This window comes from Sphingobium sp. WCS2017Hpa-17 (assembly GCF_031843765.1).
Taxonomy (GTDB): domain Bacteria; phylum Pseudomonadota; class Alphaproteobacteria; order Sphingomonadales; family Sphingomonadaceae; genus Sphingobium.
The window spans coordinates 234,165-248,233 of sequence record NZ_JAVTIV010000003.1 but is presented as its reverse complement, the minus strand read 5'-3'; the positions used below and the strand labels follow the sequence as shown (position 1 = coordinate 248,233).

The 14,069-nt window shown below is 64.6% G+C and carries 14 protein-coding genes; 7 read left to right on the top strand and 7 right to left on the bottom strand.

Translation table 11 applies throughout. The annotated features are described in order from the left end of the window. Nucleotides 1-11: 11 nt before the first annotated feature. A complete protein-coding gene (locus RQH62_RS08485) occupies nucleotides 12-1,193 on the bottom strand; it encodes an MFS transporter (RefSeq protein ID WP_311268330.1) in 1,182 nt (393 codons plus the stop codon). Between the two features lie 72 nt (nucleotides 1,194-1,265). Next, nucleotides 1,266-1,919 (bottom strand): TetR/AcrR family transcriptional regulator, encoded by a 654-nt coding sequence (locus RQH62_RS08480; RefSeq protein WP_311268329.1) that lies wholly within the window; start codon nucleotides 1,917-1,919, stop codon nucleotides 1,266-1,268. Nucleotides 1,920-2,177: 258 nt separating this feature from the next. Between RQH62_RS08480 and RQH62_RS08475 the strand changes: the two genes are divergently transcribed. The 5 genes from RQH62_RS08475 (at nucleotide 2,178) to RQH62_RS08455 (ending at nucleotide 7,184) form a co-directional block, all read left to right on the top strand. Further along, complete coding sequence (locus RQH62_RS08475) at nucleotides 2,178-2,609, top strand: cytochrome c (protein ID WP_311268328.1); 432 nt, start codon at nucleotides 2,178-2,180, stop codon at nucleotides 2,607-2,609. Between the two features lie 297 nt (nucleotides 2,610-2,906). Continuing rightward, nucleotides 2,907-3,413, top strand: a complete 507-nt coding sequence (locus RQH62_RS08470; protein ID WP_311268327.1) for a sigma-70 family RNA polymerase sigma factor — start codon at nucleotides 2,907-2,909, stop codon at nucleotides 3,411-3,413. A 129-nt stretch (nucleotides 3,414-3,542) separates the two neighbouring features. Beyond that, complete coding sequence (locus RQH62_RS08465) at nucleotides 3,543-4,529, top strand: FecR domain-containing protein (protein ID WP_311268326.1); 987 nt, start codon at nucleotides 3,543-3,545, stop codon at nucleotides 4,527-4,529. 139 nt (nucleotides 4,530-4,668) lie between these two features. Beyond that, nucleotides 4,669-5,634 carry a TonB-dependent receptor plug domain-containing protein gene (locus RQH62_RS08460; RefSeq protein WP_311268325.1) on the top strand — a complete coding sequence of 322 codons (966 nt, stop codon included), beginning with the start codon at nucleotides 4,669-4,671 and terminating at the stop codon, nucleotides 5,632-5,634. Continuing rightward, complete coding sequence (locus tag RQH62_RS08455) at nucleotides 5,556-7,184, top strand: TonB-dependent siderophore receptor (RefSeq protein WP_311268324.1); 1,629 nt, start codon at nucleotides 5,556-5,558, stop codon at nucleotides 7,182-7,184. Before RQH62_RS08460 ends, RQH62_RS08455 begins: the two co-directional genes overlap by 79 nt. A gap of 108 nt (nucleotides 7,185-7,292) precedes the next feature. Here the strand turns inward: RQH62_RS08455 and RQH62_RS08450 are convergent, their stop codons facing one another. Then, on the bottom strand, nucleotides 7,293-7,988 hold the full coding sequence (locus tag RQH62_RS08450; RefSeq protein ID WP_311268323.1) for a tRNA (guanine(46)-N(7))-methyltransferase TrmB: 696 nt from the start codon (nucleotides 7,986-7,988) through the stop codon (nucleotides 7,293-7,295). Nucleotides 7,989-8,107: 119 nt separating this feature from the next. Between RQH62_RS08450 and RQH62_RS08445 the strand changes: the two genes are divergently transcribed. Next, nucleotides 8,108-8,773 carry a hypothetical protein gene (locus RQH62_RS08445; protein WP_311268322.1) on the top strand — a complete coding sequence of 222 codons (666 nt, stop codon included), beginning with the start codon at nucleotides 8,108-8,110 and terminating at the stop codon, nucleotides 8,771-8,773. Nucleotides 8,774-8,946: 173 nt separating this feature from the next. On the opposite strand, the gene RQH62_RS08440 is transcribed toward RQH62_RS08445, so the two are convergent. The 4 genes from RQH62_RS08440 to RQH62_RS08425 all read right to left on the bottom strand — a co-directional run bounded on the left by RQH62_RS08440 (nucleotide 8,947) and on the right by RQH62_RS08425 (nucleotide 12,869). Further along, the gene (locus RQH62_RS08440; protein ID WP_311268321.1) at nucleotides 8,947-9,126 is read right to left on the bottom strand and encodes a hypothetical protein; all 180 of its coding nucleotides are present in this window, start codon (nucleotides 9,124-9,126) and stop codon (nucleotides 8,947-8,949) included. 259 nt (nucleotides 9,127-9,385) lie between these two features. Then, nucleotides 9,386-10,585: a methionine adenosyltransferase gene (gene metK / locus RQH62_RS08435; RefSeq protein ID WP_311268320.1), complete on the bottom strand. Its 1,200-nt coding sequence runs from the start codon at nucleotides 10,583-10,585 to the stop codon at nucleotides 9,386-9,388. Nucleotides 10,586-10,642: 57 nt separating this feature from the next. After that, nucleotides 10,643-12,232, bottom strand: a complete 1,590-nt coding sequence (lnt, locus tag RQH62_RS08430) for an apolipoprotein N-acyltransferase (RefSeq protein ID WP_311268319.1) — start codon at nucleotides 12,230-12,232, stop codon at nucleotides 10,643-10,645. 1 nt (nucleotide 12,233) lies between these two features. Further along, nucleotides 12,234-12,869, bottom strand: coding sequence for a YqaA family protein (locus RQH62_RS08425; protein ID WP_311268318.1), 636 nt, complete (start codon nucleotides 12,867-12,869; stop codon nucleotides 12,234-12,236). Nucleotides 12,870-13,170: 301 nt separating this feature from the next. On the opposite strand from RQH62_RS08425, the gene RQH62_RS08420 reads away from it, so the two are divergent. Then, nucleotides 13,171-14,007 carry a hypothetical protein gene (locus RQH62_RS08420; protein WP_311268317.1) on the top strand — a complete coding sequence of 279 codons (837 nt, stop codon included), beginning with the start codon at nucleotides 13,171-13,173 and terminating at the stop codon, nucleotides 14,005-14,007. Nucleotides 14,008-14,069 lie beyond the last annotated feature (62 nt).

Sequence of the window (14,069 nt, the reverse complement as noted above, 5' to 3'; positions counted from 1 at the left end):
ATGCAGCAAATTCAGGCGATGATTTCATCCACGCCGCGCAGGGTAAGCAGGGGCCGGCCGCGCGGCACGGTCGTCACCAGCAGCGCGACACAGCCGCAGGCCAGCATCGCCAGCGCGCCATCGACCAGGCCCTGCGCGCCGAACCCGTCCGACAGCATGGACCCTGCCACCGGCCCGGCGATCATGCCGAGGCTGTGGACGCAGGCGACGAAGCGGCGGAACAGCGGGCTGCCGTCGGCAGCGGAGGTTGCCAGCCCGGAAAAGCGGATGATCGTGGCGGTCGACCCGATATTGAGCAGGCCGATCGCAAGGATGAACAGGGCAGGTTCACCCGGACGGGTCAGCGCCAGCGGCGCCAGCAGGCAGAGGCCCGACAGCAGGCCCGTGAGCGGCAGTGGCACGACGGCATGTTCGCGCATGACTGCCAACGCGGTCAGTGCGCCGACCAGCGATCCAATCGCGACGGCGGCGCCGACCACATTATCGTCCATGCCGGCCGCCATGGCGAGCGCCCCGGCGAAGCTCCAGATCATCATGGTCGCGGCGATGAAGCAGAAGAGCGCGGCGGCCAGCGCCCATGCCTGTGGCGGGGGTGTGATCCTTTCATTCGGGGCGAGTGTGCGAGCAGGTATCGGGGCGTCAGACGGGGTGTGGGCGGCCAGCAGCAGCAAGGTCACGGGTGCCAGTGCCAGCAGGCGCAGCGCGGCGGCGGGGCCGGTGGCGTTGCCGATCATAGGCAGCGCCAGCGCGACCAGCGTGGAAAGCAGCAACTGAATCAGGAAGACGGCGCCATAGGCCCCGGTGGGCCGATGCGACGCGGCCATGCTCATGGCATGGGTATAGGCGATGCCCATGCCGATGCCGAACAGGCCGCGTATCGCGACCAGCGCCTCCAGTTCTTCCAGCGCGGGCGTCAGCAGACTGGCGGCGAGCGCGGTCAGGGCGGCGACGGCGGGTGTGCCCTGGGGCAGGCGGGTGCCCGCGCGCCAGACCAGGACCGCGCCGATCGCCATGCCGCCCTGGGTCGCGCCGACGATCCAGCCATGGTCGGACGGGGCGAGGCCGGTCGCGGCTGTGAGCAGGGTAAGGAAGACGGGGTCGATGCCGGGTTGCAGCAGGGCCAGCGCCGCCGCGATGACGCAGGCGGTGTTCCGGTCGGTTGCCCATAAGGGCAGGAGGCGGCGTCCTTCCATGATGGTCCCCACAGCATGAACGGGCGCCGGTGGCGCCCCTGCCGTTCAGACCATTCCTCCCCTGCTGCGGACTCAGGCCGCTTCCGTCATCAGGCCTGCAAGATCGCGCGAAGTCACCGTCTTGGCAAGATGCACGAACGAGATGGCGGCCATCGCGGTGAAAACCGGCATTTTGTGCGCCCAAGGCTTTTGATGGCCCAGGAACGGCGTCGATCCTTCCATCGACGCACTGATGAACAACGCTACGCTATGCACCTCGTCGGGTGTCAGGGCCGTATTGATCTGCGCCACATATTCGCCGATCACTTCATGCACCTTGCTGTAGAAGAGGCGAACCCGGTCGGCGACGAATTCGCTCTGATTGGCCAACGCCCATAATTCGGTGAACAAATGGGTGGTGCGCTTGGTCTGGATATCCTCCAGGCACAGGATGATGACCAGCTTCAGCCGTTCCTCCGCGGTGAGGCCGGGCTTGCGCACCATTTCCTCCAGCAGCTTGTCATAGGATTCCAGCATCTCGTCCAGCATCACCTGGATCAGCATTTCCTTGCGCGGGAAATGATAGCTGACATTGCCGACTTTCATGTCGCAGCGGGCGGCGATGCGGCGCAGGGTGAAGGCGTCGGCGCCCTCGTCAATCAATACGTCAAGGGCCGCCTTGAGGATCTGGTCGACCGTTTCGGACCCGCGAGCGTAGATGCCGGGCCGTGAGGGAGCAAGTATCATGTCACATCTGCCTTGACCGCTTTCCTATCATGGCTTGGGCCGATGCGCCACCCTTTGCGTGGGGCGGTGAAAGAGCGACTTGACGAATATTTGAAGATTGTCCAATATTGCTGCATCCATATAAGATTGGGAAGAGGCGTAAAATTGGAGACGGCAGTCCGGCGGGCGCAGTTTCCGGTCAAGCGTCCACCATGTCCGGGGGCAAAACAGGCGATGATTCAGGGTATCAGGCGCGTTACTCTTTCCCTTCTGGCCATCGTGGCCGCAACAGCATCCGGCACGGCGAGCGCGGGTGGTCCCCAGACCTTCGCCAGTCGCTGTTCGATGTGCCACCAGCCATCGGGCGCGGGACTGCCGGGGCAATTTCCGCGGCTGAGCGGCCGGGTGTCCGAGATCGCGACCAGCCCGGACGGGCGGCGCTATCTGGCGATGGTGCTCCTGTACGGCATTTACGGGCCGATCACGGTAGATGACCGGAAGATTACGGGCCTGATGCCGGGCATGGGAACGCTGAGCGACCAGGATGTCGCCGACGTGCTGAACCATGCGGTGTCGCTGAAGAAGGCCGCGAAGGCGAGCGCCCCCTTCACCGCCGCCGAAATCGCAAAGGTCCGGGCGGGCGGCAAGATGACGGCGGCGCAGGTCGCGACGGAACGCAGCCGTCTCGCCGCCAAGGGGTTGATCCGCTAGGACCAATCGACATTCAGTTCTGGCGGCCTGCAAATGGCACTTTCGCGTGCTTCCGGTGCTCACGGACATTTAGTCCGCTGCGCTCCGGGTCACGCAAAAGTACCATTTTCGTCTCGCCATCTCCTGAATGTCGAATGGTCCTAGGGGCTTTTCTCGCACTGGTCCGGCCGAGCATCAACCGGGCCAGCCGCAAGACGGATTGCGCTATGTCGGCGCTTGCCCTATGTGCTCTTGAGAATTGATCGCAACAGCTCTCCGACCATGGGCCTTGCGGATGCTCGCAGGGGGCTGTGACCGTTGGAACAGGGCGTTGTGGCAGCGCGGCTATATGAGGCGCACCGCCCGGCTCTTGTCGATTATGCCACCAGCATTCTGGCCGATCGGGCGAGGGCGGAGGACATCGTCCAGGACGCCTGGATCGCCTTTGCGGCGATCGAGGACCAGAATGCCATTCGCGATCCCGAACGCTTCCTGCGGCGGATGATCCGGAATCTGGCGATCGACGCGCTGCGCCGGGCGAACCGCTATGCGCGGATTGCAGGCGGTGACATGGCCGAGGCGGAGCGGACGGTGCAGGACGGCGCGCCGGGCACCGAGCAGGCCCTGATCGCCCGGCAGGAACTGGAACGGGTGCAACAGGCGCTGGCGCGCCTGCCAGAACGCCAGCGTCTGGCCATCGAGATGCACCGCATAGGCCGGTACAAGTTGCGGGAGATTGCCGAGCGGCTTGGCGTATCCGTCCCCTTCGTTCATGGCCTGATCGTGAAAGGCCTGGCCGCCTGTGACGAATATTGTGATGAGTGATGGGCAAATGACCGGCTTTCTGCCTCTGATTAAATTTCGCGTGGCTCAATCGTCCATGGTCATGTGGAAGAGAGCGATCCGCCGTTATCCGGGTTCCCGGACTGGCCGGGATGGCGACGGAGATGGGCTGTGACGGAAGAGAGCATGCGCCTTGCGGCTGCCGACTGGCTTGTCCGATTGCAGGATCGCCCCGACGACGAAGCGCTGAAGGACGCCTTTGACGACTGGCTGGATGCCGATGCCGGGCATGTCATTGCCTGGGCACGGATCGCCGATACGGCCGATGCGATCACCGGGAGCGAACCGGCGCTGCGGGACCAATGGCCGCCTGCCCCGGCGACCATGACTGCATCGCCGACTATGCCTGTCGCCCGGCGCGCCGGTTGGCGGTTCCATGGGCGGCGCAAAGGGGTGATGGCGGCCGTGGCGGCGGCCTGTGTCGCGGTCATCGCCGGTCCATCGCTGCTGTTGCACATACGAGCCGACCATGTGACGGCGCCCGGCGAGGTCCGGCTGGTCGAGATGGCGGATGGCAGCCGGATACGGCTTGGCCCGGACAGCGCCATGGCGACGTCGTTCGATGGGGGACATCGCGATGTCCGCCTCCTGTCCGGGCAAGCCTGGTTCGAGGTCAGGCCGGACCGGGCGCGCCCCTTCCGCGTGACGGCGCGGGACGTGACCACCACCGTATTGGGAACGGGTTTCGATGTGCGGATGATCGGTGCGTCCACATCGGTCGCGGTCCGCCATGGCCGGGTGCGGGTCGAGGCGGGCGGGGCATCCTCTGCCCGGACACGGGAGTTGACGGCCGGGCAGTGGGTGAGGATCGCGGGCGGCGGACGCCTGCAAAGCGGTGCCGAGCAGCCGGACCTGATCGGTGCGTGGCAAAGCGGGGAGATATTGGCGCGCAGACGCACGATCAGCGACGCAATCGACGAACTGCGCCCCTGGTTTAGCGGGCGCATCATCATCACCGACAGCAGCCTGGGCGAGCGCCCGATCAGCGGCATCTATCACGCCGATGATCCGGCCAAGGCGCTGGAGTCCATGGTCCATCCCTATGGCGGGCGGATCATCAAGATCACGCCCTGGCTGCTGATCGTGTCGGGCGCCTGACGCCGCCGCCGGGCATTTTTTTAGAAAAGTTTCGGGTGGCAGATTAAAATCCGTGGCCACCAAGCGTCCAGCGATTGAGAGGGCTTGTTGCGAGGCAATAGCATATTCGCATCCCCCTCCTATCGTGTTGGAGGCAGAATTGACGGACGTTATCCTATCGGGGAAGAATTTCAGGCGCGCGCTGGCCATGGTCCTGCTCGCATCGACGGCGACGGGCGCGACCCTGTTGTCGCCTGCCATGGCGCAATCGGCGCCCCAGGCCGCGCAGCGGCGCATCAATGTCCCGGCGCAGCCATTGACCGACGCCATCATCCTGTTCGGGCGCCAGTCCGGCATTGAAGTGACCGCCGGGTCCGACCTGCTCAATGGCAAGACGAGCAGCGCGGTGGCCGGCAATCTGGTCCCGGCCGAGGCGCTGAGCCGCCTGCTGACCGGCACGGGGCTGACCTTCCGCTTCATCGGCCCCAAATCGGTGGAACTGCAACCCGCGCCACAGGCCGTCAGTGGCTCGATCCAGCTGGGTCCGGTCCGGGTCGAGGGCGACAATGGCGGCAGCGGTGCCGGCAGTTTCGCCAGCAGCACAAGCGATCCGGTCGCGACGGAAACGACCGGCTCCTACACGATCCCCGCCATGCGCACGGGCACGAAGCTGGCCCTGTCGCCGCGCGAAACGCCGCAGTCGGTGACGGTCGTTACCCGCCAGCGGATCGAGGATCAGGGGCTTGTCACGCTGAGCGACGTCGTGCGCGCCACGCCGGGGCTGTACCTCACCAAATGGGGAGGCGAGCGCTATCGCTTCAATGCGCGCATGTTCCAGCTCGACAACCTCATGATCGACGGCATGCCGGTGCAATATGAGGAAGCCGCGCTCTCCACCGGCATTCTCGACATGTATGACCGGGTGGAAATCGTGCGCGGCGCGGCGGGGCTGATGGAGGGCGCGGGTACGCCGGCCGGGTCGATCAACCTGATCCGCAAGCGTCCGACCCGCGACATGCAGGCGATCTTCACATTGAGCGCGGGCAGTTGGAACAATATTCTGGGGACGATGGACGTCGGCGGCGCGTCAACAGCGCGGGGACGCTGCGCACCCGCGCGGTCGTGACCTATCAGGACAAGGATAGCTTCATTGACGATTATCATAATCAGCGCCTGTCGCTCTATGGCATCATTGAAGCCGACCTGGGTGCGTCCACCCTGCTGACTCTTGGTGCCAGCTACAGCGACGAGGATAATCCCGGCGTCGACTGGAACGGGATCGGGACGGCGCAGGATGGCAGCTTCCTCGACATTCCACGCTCCACTCGGATGAGCCCGAGTTGGTCCTTCTGGGACAAGAAGAGTGCGACCTATTTCGCCAATCTGGACCATGACTTCAGCAATGGATGGAAAGCGCGGCTGGCCGCCATCGCGATCCAGAGCGAGATGACTATGAACGGCACTTTCCTGTCCTTTGCGACGGCCCCTGCCGGGGAAACCCGTTTCAGCGTGGGCGGCGGTCAGGTGACCTATCATTATGATCGGGACCAGCTCAGCCTGGACGGTTATGTCTCTGGCCCGGTGTCGCTGTTCGGACAGGCGCATGAACTGGTCATCGGTGGCAGTTATCGCAAGGCCGACTGGCATGATATCGGCGCGCCCACCGATTACACCGCCTTCACCTTCGATCCGCTCGACTGGGATCCGCGGTCCGTGCCGAAGCCCGCCATCACCGGCGACTGGACCCAATATCTGCACGACCAGAAGCGCGAGCAGATCGGCGTTTATTCCACCGCCCGGCTGAAACTGGCCGAGCCGCTGGCATTGATCCTGGGCGGTCGTTTCGACTGGTTCAAGCAGCAATCGGCCAATGGCTGGGCCGGGGCCATCTACGCCACGGCGCGGTACAAGGTGAAGGGGCAGTTCACGCCCTATGTCGGTGCGGTCTACGACTTTCACCGCAACCATTCGCTCTATGCCAGCTGGACCCGGATCTTCAATCCGCAGAACAGCCTGACCCGCACCGGCGAACTGATCGCTCCGCAGCAGGGCGCGAATTACGAAGCCGGGGTCAAGGGCAGCTATTGGGACGGCAGGCTGAATGCCAGCGTGGCGCTGTTCCAGATTGAGCTCAGCAACCTGCCGATGGCGTTGGCGGTGACGGAATGCACCACAGGGCTGACCGTCTGCTATGCGCCGTCGGGCAAGGTGCGCAGCCGTGGCGTGGAACTGGAGGTTTCGGGTGAACTCGCCCGCGGCTGGCAACTGGCGGGCGGCTATACCTACAACAGCGCACGCCATATGAGCAGTTCGACCTATGATCCGATCGGCATTTATACCGATGGCAGGCGCTATGGCACGAACCTGCCGCGCGGGCTGTTCAAGCTGTCGACCAGCTATAATCTGCCCGGCGCGCTCGACCGCTGGACGCTGGGCGGATCGTTGCAGGCGCAGAGCCGGATCTACAGCGCGCCCTATGGCGGGCTGGTGGAGCAGGACGGCTATGCCGTGCTGGACCTGTCGGTCAAATATGCCGCCACCAGCCGAGCGACGGTGACGGTCAACGTGAACAATCTGTTCGACAAATATTATTATGAGAATCTGGGATCGCCCACGGGCGCCAATTTCTTCGGGAACCCGCGCAACATCCTCGCGACGCTGCGTTACAGGATGTAGGCTGGCGCAGGCCGGCGGCTGACGATCGGCAGGATGGCCGCGTCACCGCCACCAGATAAGGCCAGGGCCGGGATCGCTGGACGCGGTCGCGGCCCTGGCCGGCCGGCGCTATTTTCGGCGGTAGCGGAAGTACCAGACTTCGTGGCCGATGCGGCGGGCCTTGGCTTCGTAGCGGGTTTCGGGCCAGCCGCCGGGGCGGATCTGGAAATCCTTCGGGTCGCTGGCCAGCCAGTCGAAATCGGGATGGCCGTTCATCACCATCAGCGCCCAGCGCAGATAGACCGGATGATCGGTGCCGAAGCGAAATTCGCCGCCGGGCTTCAATTTCTTCGCGATCATCGCGACCGGGCCGGGGTTCATCATCCGGCGCTTGGCATGGCGCGCCTTGGGCCATGGGTCGGGATGGAGGAGGTAGACGAAGCTCAGGGAACCGTCGGGAATGCGGCTGAGGACGTCGAGCGCGTCGCCCATGTGCAGGCGGACATTGCCGAGCGCGCCGTCGCGGATATGGCCGAGCGCCTGTACGACGCCGTTGAGGAAAGGCTCGCAGCCGATGAAGCCGTGGTCGGGCAGCATGTCGGCGCGGTAAGCCATATGTTCGCCGCCGCCGAAGCCGATTTCGAAATGAAGGGGGCGGTCGTAACCGAAGAGGTCGGCGGCTGTCACTTCGCCCTCCGCCGGCACCGACACGGCGGGCAGGAGGGTGTCGACCAGTTCCTGCTGGCCCTTGCGGAGTTTCGGCCCCGACTGGCGGCCATAGAGGCGGTTGAGGGTCGTGGGGTCGCCGGATTTATGCGCTGTCATGGGCAGCGCCGATAGCGGGGCTGGGCGATGGGGGCAAGCGGGGAGGGGCATGCCATCTGGACGGTTGGCGGAAATGCCAAACCATGCTTTGCTGGGGGTTCAGAACGGGGAGGCGGATCATGGGCGCAAACTGGTATCGCCGTATGCGGCATTTCAACATCTGGGTGGTCGCGATCTTCGGGATCGCGGCGATCATCGGCGTCATCGCGATCGTCGCGACTCTCGCGAGTGGTTTTCAGCAGCGCCTTGGTCCGGTCGAGGGGCAGCGCCCCGTGGATGAGAATGCGTCGATCGCGCCCAGATTCAGCGGTGCTGAAAGGATTGCAGGACGTCCGTTCCTGGCCATGACGGTGGTGGCGAAAAATGCAGCCGATACAGGGGGATCAGGCTATAGTTCGAAGTCTGCGATCGATAATCGCAACATGCTGCTGCTGAATGTGGTGGATGGCAGCAGTCGCTATATCCTGCCGGATAATGGCCGGCGGCTGGTGCAATGGCATGTCCTGTCGCTGGCGGCGGGGGATGAGGCGTTGGCCTATGTCGCTCTGGTCGGCGACGATGCCGCGGCCTCTTATGATGTGCTGATCGGGTCGTTTGCGACCGGACGGCAGGCCTGGGTCGCGCGGGGCGTGACGGCCATGGACGAACCCATGATGGTGGACGCAGATACGATGGGGCTGATCCTGTGGGATGGGCAGCGCCCGGCCTATCATCGCTATGGGATGGCTGATCTTAAGGAGACGCTGTCCAGACCGCTGCCGTTACTGGGCGAAGCCGCTCAATGATGGGGCGATGCGAGGCGATCGAAAATATATGTCCCTTCCCGAACCCTTCATGTGCAGTCGGGGTTCGGGAAGGGACGGAATGAAAAGCGGTTGGCGACGACGGGCGAGGAGGGGTGTCGTCGGGTTTCGGCAGGGCCTGGCTGAAAGCCGCCCGCCGCCACAGGCTCGTCAGGTCATTTGCACTTGATGAAGCGACCCTTTGCGTCCTTGCAGGGCGCCTTTTTGACGGGCGGCTTGGGGGCGCATTTGACGAACTTGCCCTTCGCGTCCTTGCATGGCGCGGCAGATGCAGGAGCAACATTACCGGCGATCAGAGCGAAGCCGAGGAGGGCGGTGGCAACCATCTTTGTCATGATATGCCTCTTTGGGGAGAGGTGTCGGGTCCGACAGGGGTTGCGAACCCGACAAGGGGGTTATGCGCCCGGCGGGGGCGGTTGCCTAATGAACTTTTCGTCATTTTATGGACAGGTGGGCATAAAAAAGGGCGCCGCGGGGGATGCCGGGCGCCCTTCTGATGTTGCATATGGAGGCTTGCGCCCCACCCCGCTGCGACTAACGCGCTGCGCGCGTAAGTCTCGCTGCCCCTCCCCTGAAGGGGAGGGGTAAGGCCATTTAAGCCAGTGCGGCCTTGAGCTGATCGACCAGGTCGGTCTTTTCCCAGGGGAAATAGTCGCCGTCGGGCGTGCGGCCGAAATGGCCGTAGGCGGCTGTCTTTTGATAGATCGGCTTGTTGAGGCCGAGATGAGTGCGGATGCCCTTGGGCGTCAGGCGGACCAGCGTCGGCAGGACCGCTTCGATCGCCGAGGCTTCGACCGTGCCGGTGCCGTGCAGGTCGACGTAGAGCGAGAGCGGCTCGGCAACGCCGATGGCGTAGCTCAGCTGGATCGTGCAGCGACGGGCAAGGCCGGCGGCGACGATGTTTTTCGCGAGGTAGCGGGTGATGTAGGCGGCCGAACGGTCCACCTTGGTCGGATCCTTGCCGCTGAACGCGCCGCCGCCATGGGGCGAAGCGCCGCCATAAGTGTCGACGATGATCTTGCGGCCGGTGAGGCCGGCGTCGCCGTCAGGGCCGCCGATTTCGAACAGGCCGGTCGGGTTGACGTAGATGCTTTCGTCGCCCGGCAGCCAGCCTTCGGGCAGGACGTCGGCCATCACGCCCTTGACGTAAGCGCGCAGTTCGGCGCGGCTGTCGTCATTGTCCATGCCGGCGGCATGCTGGGTCGAAACGACGAGGGCTGTGGCGCGGACCGGCTTTTCGTCGATATATTCGAGCGTCACCTGGCTCTTGGCGTCGGGTTCGAGGAAATCGACGACCTTGCCATGGCGGTCGGCGGCCATGCGTTCCAGGATCTTGTGGCTGTAATAGAGGGTGGCGGGCATGAGGTCGGGGGTTTCGTCCGACGCATAGCCGAACATGATGCCCTGATCGCCGGCACCTTCATCCTTGTTGCCGCTTTCATCGACGCCCTGCGCGATGTGCGCGGACTGGCCGTGCAGGTTGTTTTCGAAGCGGAAGGTCTGCCAGTGGAAGCCGTCCTGCTCGTAACCGATGCGCTTCACCGTCGCACGGACGGCGGCTTCGATTTCTTCCTGCGCGCCGGGCGCCCATGCGCCGTTTTCGTACACGCCCTTGCAGCGGATTTCGCCGGCGAGGACGACGAGCTGGGTCGTGGTCAGCGTTTCGCACGCGATGCGGGCTTCGGGGTCTTTCGACAGGAAGAGATCGACGATGGCGTCGGAAATCTGGTCAGCGACCTTGTCGGGATGGCCTTCGGAAACGGATTCCGAGGTGAAGAGGAATTGTTTACGCATGTGACTCCCGTAAGCCGATTGGGCGGGTTCTGATATAAAGAAATGTTTATGTGGCTATTAGCTTTTGGCTCTGCGCAGCGCAAGGGCTGCGCCGAGGAGCAGGAGCATGAGGCCGAACGGCGCCCAGTTGCCGAGGCGCGCGAACAGCGTGGGCGGCAGCGCGGGGGGCAGGCCGGAATCGAGGAAGCCGGCGCGGTTGAGACCGAGCGCGTGGACGACCTGACCGCGCGCGTCGATGATCGCGGACACGCCGGTGGGCGTGGAGCGGATGATGGGGATGCCTTCCTCCAGTGCGCGCAGGCGGGCCTGCGCCAGATGCTGCACCGGGCCCCAGCTGCCGAACCAGGCGTCGTTGGAGGGGTTGAAGAGGAAGTCGGGGCGGTTGGCCGGGTCGATCACCTGCCCTGAGAAGATGATTTCATAGCAGATCTGGATGCCCATCTTGAGCGCGGGGCGGCCGGGATTGGCAGGCAGGGTCAGGCTTTGCGGGCCGGGGCCGGGCCAGAAATCCGCGTCGCCCGGCACCAGACGGGACAGGCCGATGGGTTCGAGGATGTTCCGCATCGGCAGATATTCGCCGTAGGGCACCAGATGCGCCTTGGAATAGCGGCCGGCGATTGTGGCGGCAGGGGTGACGATCCAGACGCTGTTGTTGGCGCCGGAGAGTTTGTTGACGAGGGTGCCGTCCTGCTCGACCGGCTTGAAATAGACCTTGTCCCCGCCGGTCAGCAGCAGGTCGTTGGGGCCGAGCAGATGGGCGAGCCGGGCGCGCCAGTCGGGTTCCATGTCGAGATAGGCGGGGATCGCGGCTTCGGGCCAGAAGATCAGGCGCGGGGCCGGGCGCGGCTGGCCCGACAGGGTCGAGAGCTTGCGGAAATTGCGATATTCCGCCTCGATCGAGTATTTCTCGTCCTGGCCGATATTGGGCTGGACCACGCGGATGCGGGGCGCGCCTACCGGCGTGGTGGGGGCAGGGGACAAGATGCCCCAGAGTGAAAAGGCGAAGAGGGGCAGCAACAGTGCGGCGGTGGGCCGGCTCTGTCGGCGCAGGGCGAGCAGCAGACCGCCGGCGGTCAGGATGGCGATGGGGCCGAGGCCGTAAGTGCCGATCAGCGTCGCGCCGATCGCCGCGCGCGAGGGCAGCAGGGTGACGCCGAGCGGATTCCAGGCGAAGCCGGTGAACAGGGTGGAGCGCAGATATTCGGTTGCGAGCCAGAGGGCGGCGAAGAGGAGGATGAAGGATAAAGGTTCGCTTCGCTCGCCTACCCACCCCCGGCCCCTCCCTGAGAGGGAGGGGAGTTTGTGGTGCAGCCACCATGTGCCCAGCGTCGCCAGACCCGGATAGAGTGCCAGATAGAGAGAGAGCAGGACGACCGCGCCATAGCCGAACCAGTGCGGCATGGCGTCCTGAAAGGTGAAGGCGTGAGCGATCCAGTTGAGGCCGAGGGTGAAGTGGCCGACGCCGAACAGCCAGCCGCGTGAGAAAGCGGCGCGGCGGTCGGGGGCGCACTCGATCAACAGGATCAGCAGGATCAGGCAGGCGAGCGTCACCGGCCAGAGATTGAGCGGGGCGAAGCCGGTGGCGGAGGCGAAGCCCGCCAGCAGCGCCGCGACATTGGGGTGGCGGGCGAAGGCTTGCTTCAGCACGTCAGCGGATCGATTCCATCGTGGCGCCGGAGCATTTGTCGCTCTTGTGCCCGCCGCCGGTCAGCATGGAGGCGGCGATGAAACCGCCGACGATGAGGACGAGGAAGAGGGCGGAGAGCAGGGCCAGATATTTCTCGATGAAGGCTTTGATCGGGCGGCCGAACTTCCAGAAGAGGAAGCCCACCAACATGAACTGGAAGGCGCGGCTGACGATGCTGGCCCAGAGGAAGGTGAAGAGCGGCAGACCGATGAAGCCCGCCGTGATGGTGATGAGCTTGAACGGGATGGGCGTCGCGCCCTTGATGAGGATGATTTCCGCGCCGTAATCGCGCAGATAGCAGGCCGCGACCGGGAATTTGGCGGCGAGGCCGAGGGCGGTGAGGATCTGTTGCCCGACCGCTTCATAGAGGAAATGGCCGATGGCATAGCCGAACAGGCCGCCCAGCACCGAGGCGAGGGTGCAGATGAAGCCGAAGCGGATCGCCTTTTCCGGGCGGGCGAGGCACATCAGGCCGAGCAGCGGGTGCGGCGGGATCGGGAAGAAGCTCGATTCCATGAAGCTGATGGCGAAAAGCCACCGTTCGGCGTGGCGGTGCGCGGCCTTTGCCAGCGTCCATTGGTACAGCTTGGTAAGCATCGCGGTCAGGTCGTCTTTCCGCCCAGGCCGGGCTGCAAATGGCGCTTTTCTGCGCTTCCGGTGCTCACGTGCTTTAAGCACGCTGCGTTGGGCCGAGTCACGCGCCTCGGCCCAAGGTTCTCGAAAATCACCATTTTCGCCTCGGCCTGAACGGAAACTCGACCTGCCCGTAACCGAACTGGGTTCGGGTCGCCAGCGCTTTTGCGTGACGATTGGGCGACAGGAGAGGAGGCACGGGCTTGATTGTTCGGCGCCGTCTGGGCATGACCCCCCCTCTTCCAAGACCTGTTCGGCGCCGCATTTGACCTTTTCTTCGATTCCCTGGGACAAGGTGCGGCAGCGCGCGGGCGGCATCGCCTTTGCGCTGGTGCTGAACCTGCTGCTGTTGCTGGCCCTGTTCACCCTGTCGCCCCAGTTCGAGCCGCCCAAGCGGGATGACCGGTTGCCGGTGACGTTCGATGTGGAAACGGGCGAGAAGACCGACCAGCAGCAGGCCAAGGCGGAACAGACGCAGAAGCGGGAGGAGAAACAGTCTTCGCCGCAAAAACAGGCCGATCCGGTGGTGCGGCCGCCGGTGCCTGTGGAGAAGCCGGCCGAGCAGCCGCCATCGCCCTTCCCCTTCCTGACGCTCAATCGCGAGCAGATGGCGTCGGCCGATATCGGCAACATGCCCAAGGGAACGCAGGGCGTGGGGGAAGGCAAGGGCGACAGTTCCATGGTGCAGGGGCCGGGCGAAGGGCCGGGCGGGGTGCAGTTGTACGAGGCGGAATGGTATCGGCGGCCGACCCATGCGGAACTGTCGACCTATCTGCCGGCCAATGCACCGCCGCGAGGCTATGGTCTGGTCGCGTGCAAGACGATCGACCATTATCATGTCGAAAATTGCCAGATTCTGGGGGAATATCCGCGCGGATCGGGCCTGGCCAAGGCGGTGCGACTGGCGGCCTGGCAATTCCTGGTGATGCCGCCACGGGTCAATGGCAAGAAGATGGTCGGTAGCTGGGTGCGTATCCGCATCGACTATACGCGGACCATGGTGCCGGGCGAAGTGGCGCCGGGGCCTGAAGCGGATGATGAGGCTCAGGCGCGGCCGCAGTCGAAGCCGCTGGGGCCGGGAGTCGCCGGACCGCAATTCTGAAGGACGCCAATTCGTCGCGAGCGGATCGGGCGGATGGGTGCGCATGCCTTTAGGATCGCCGT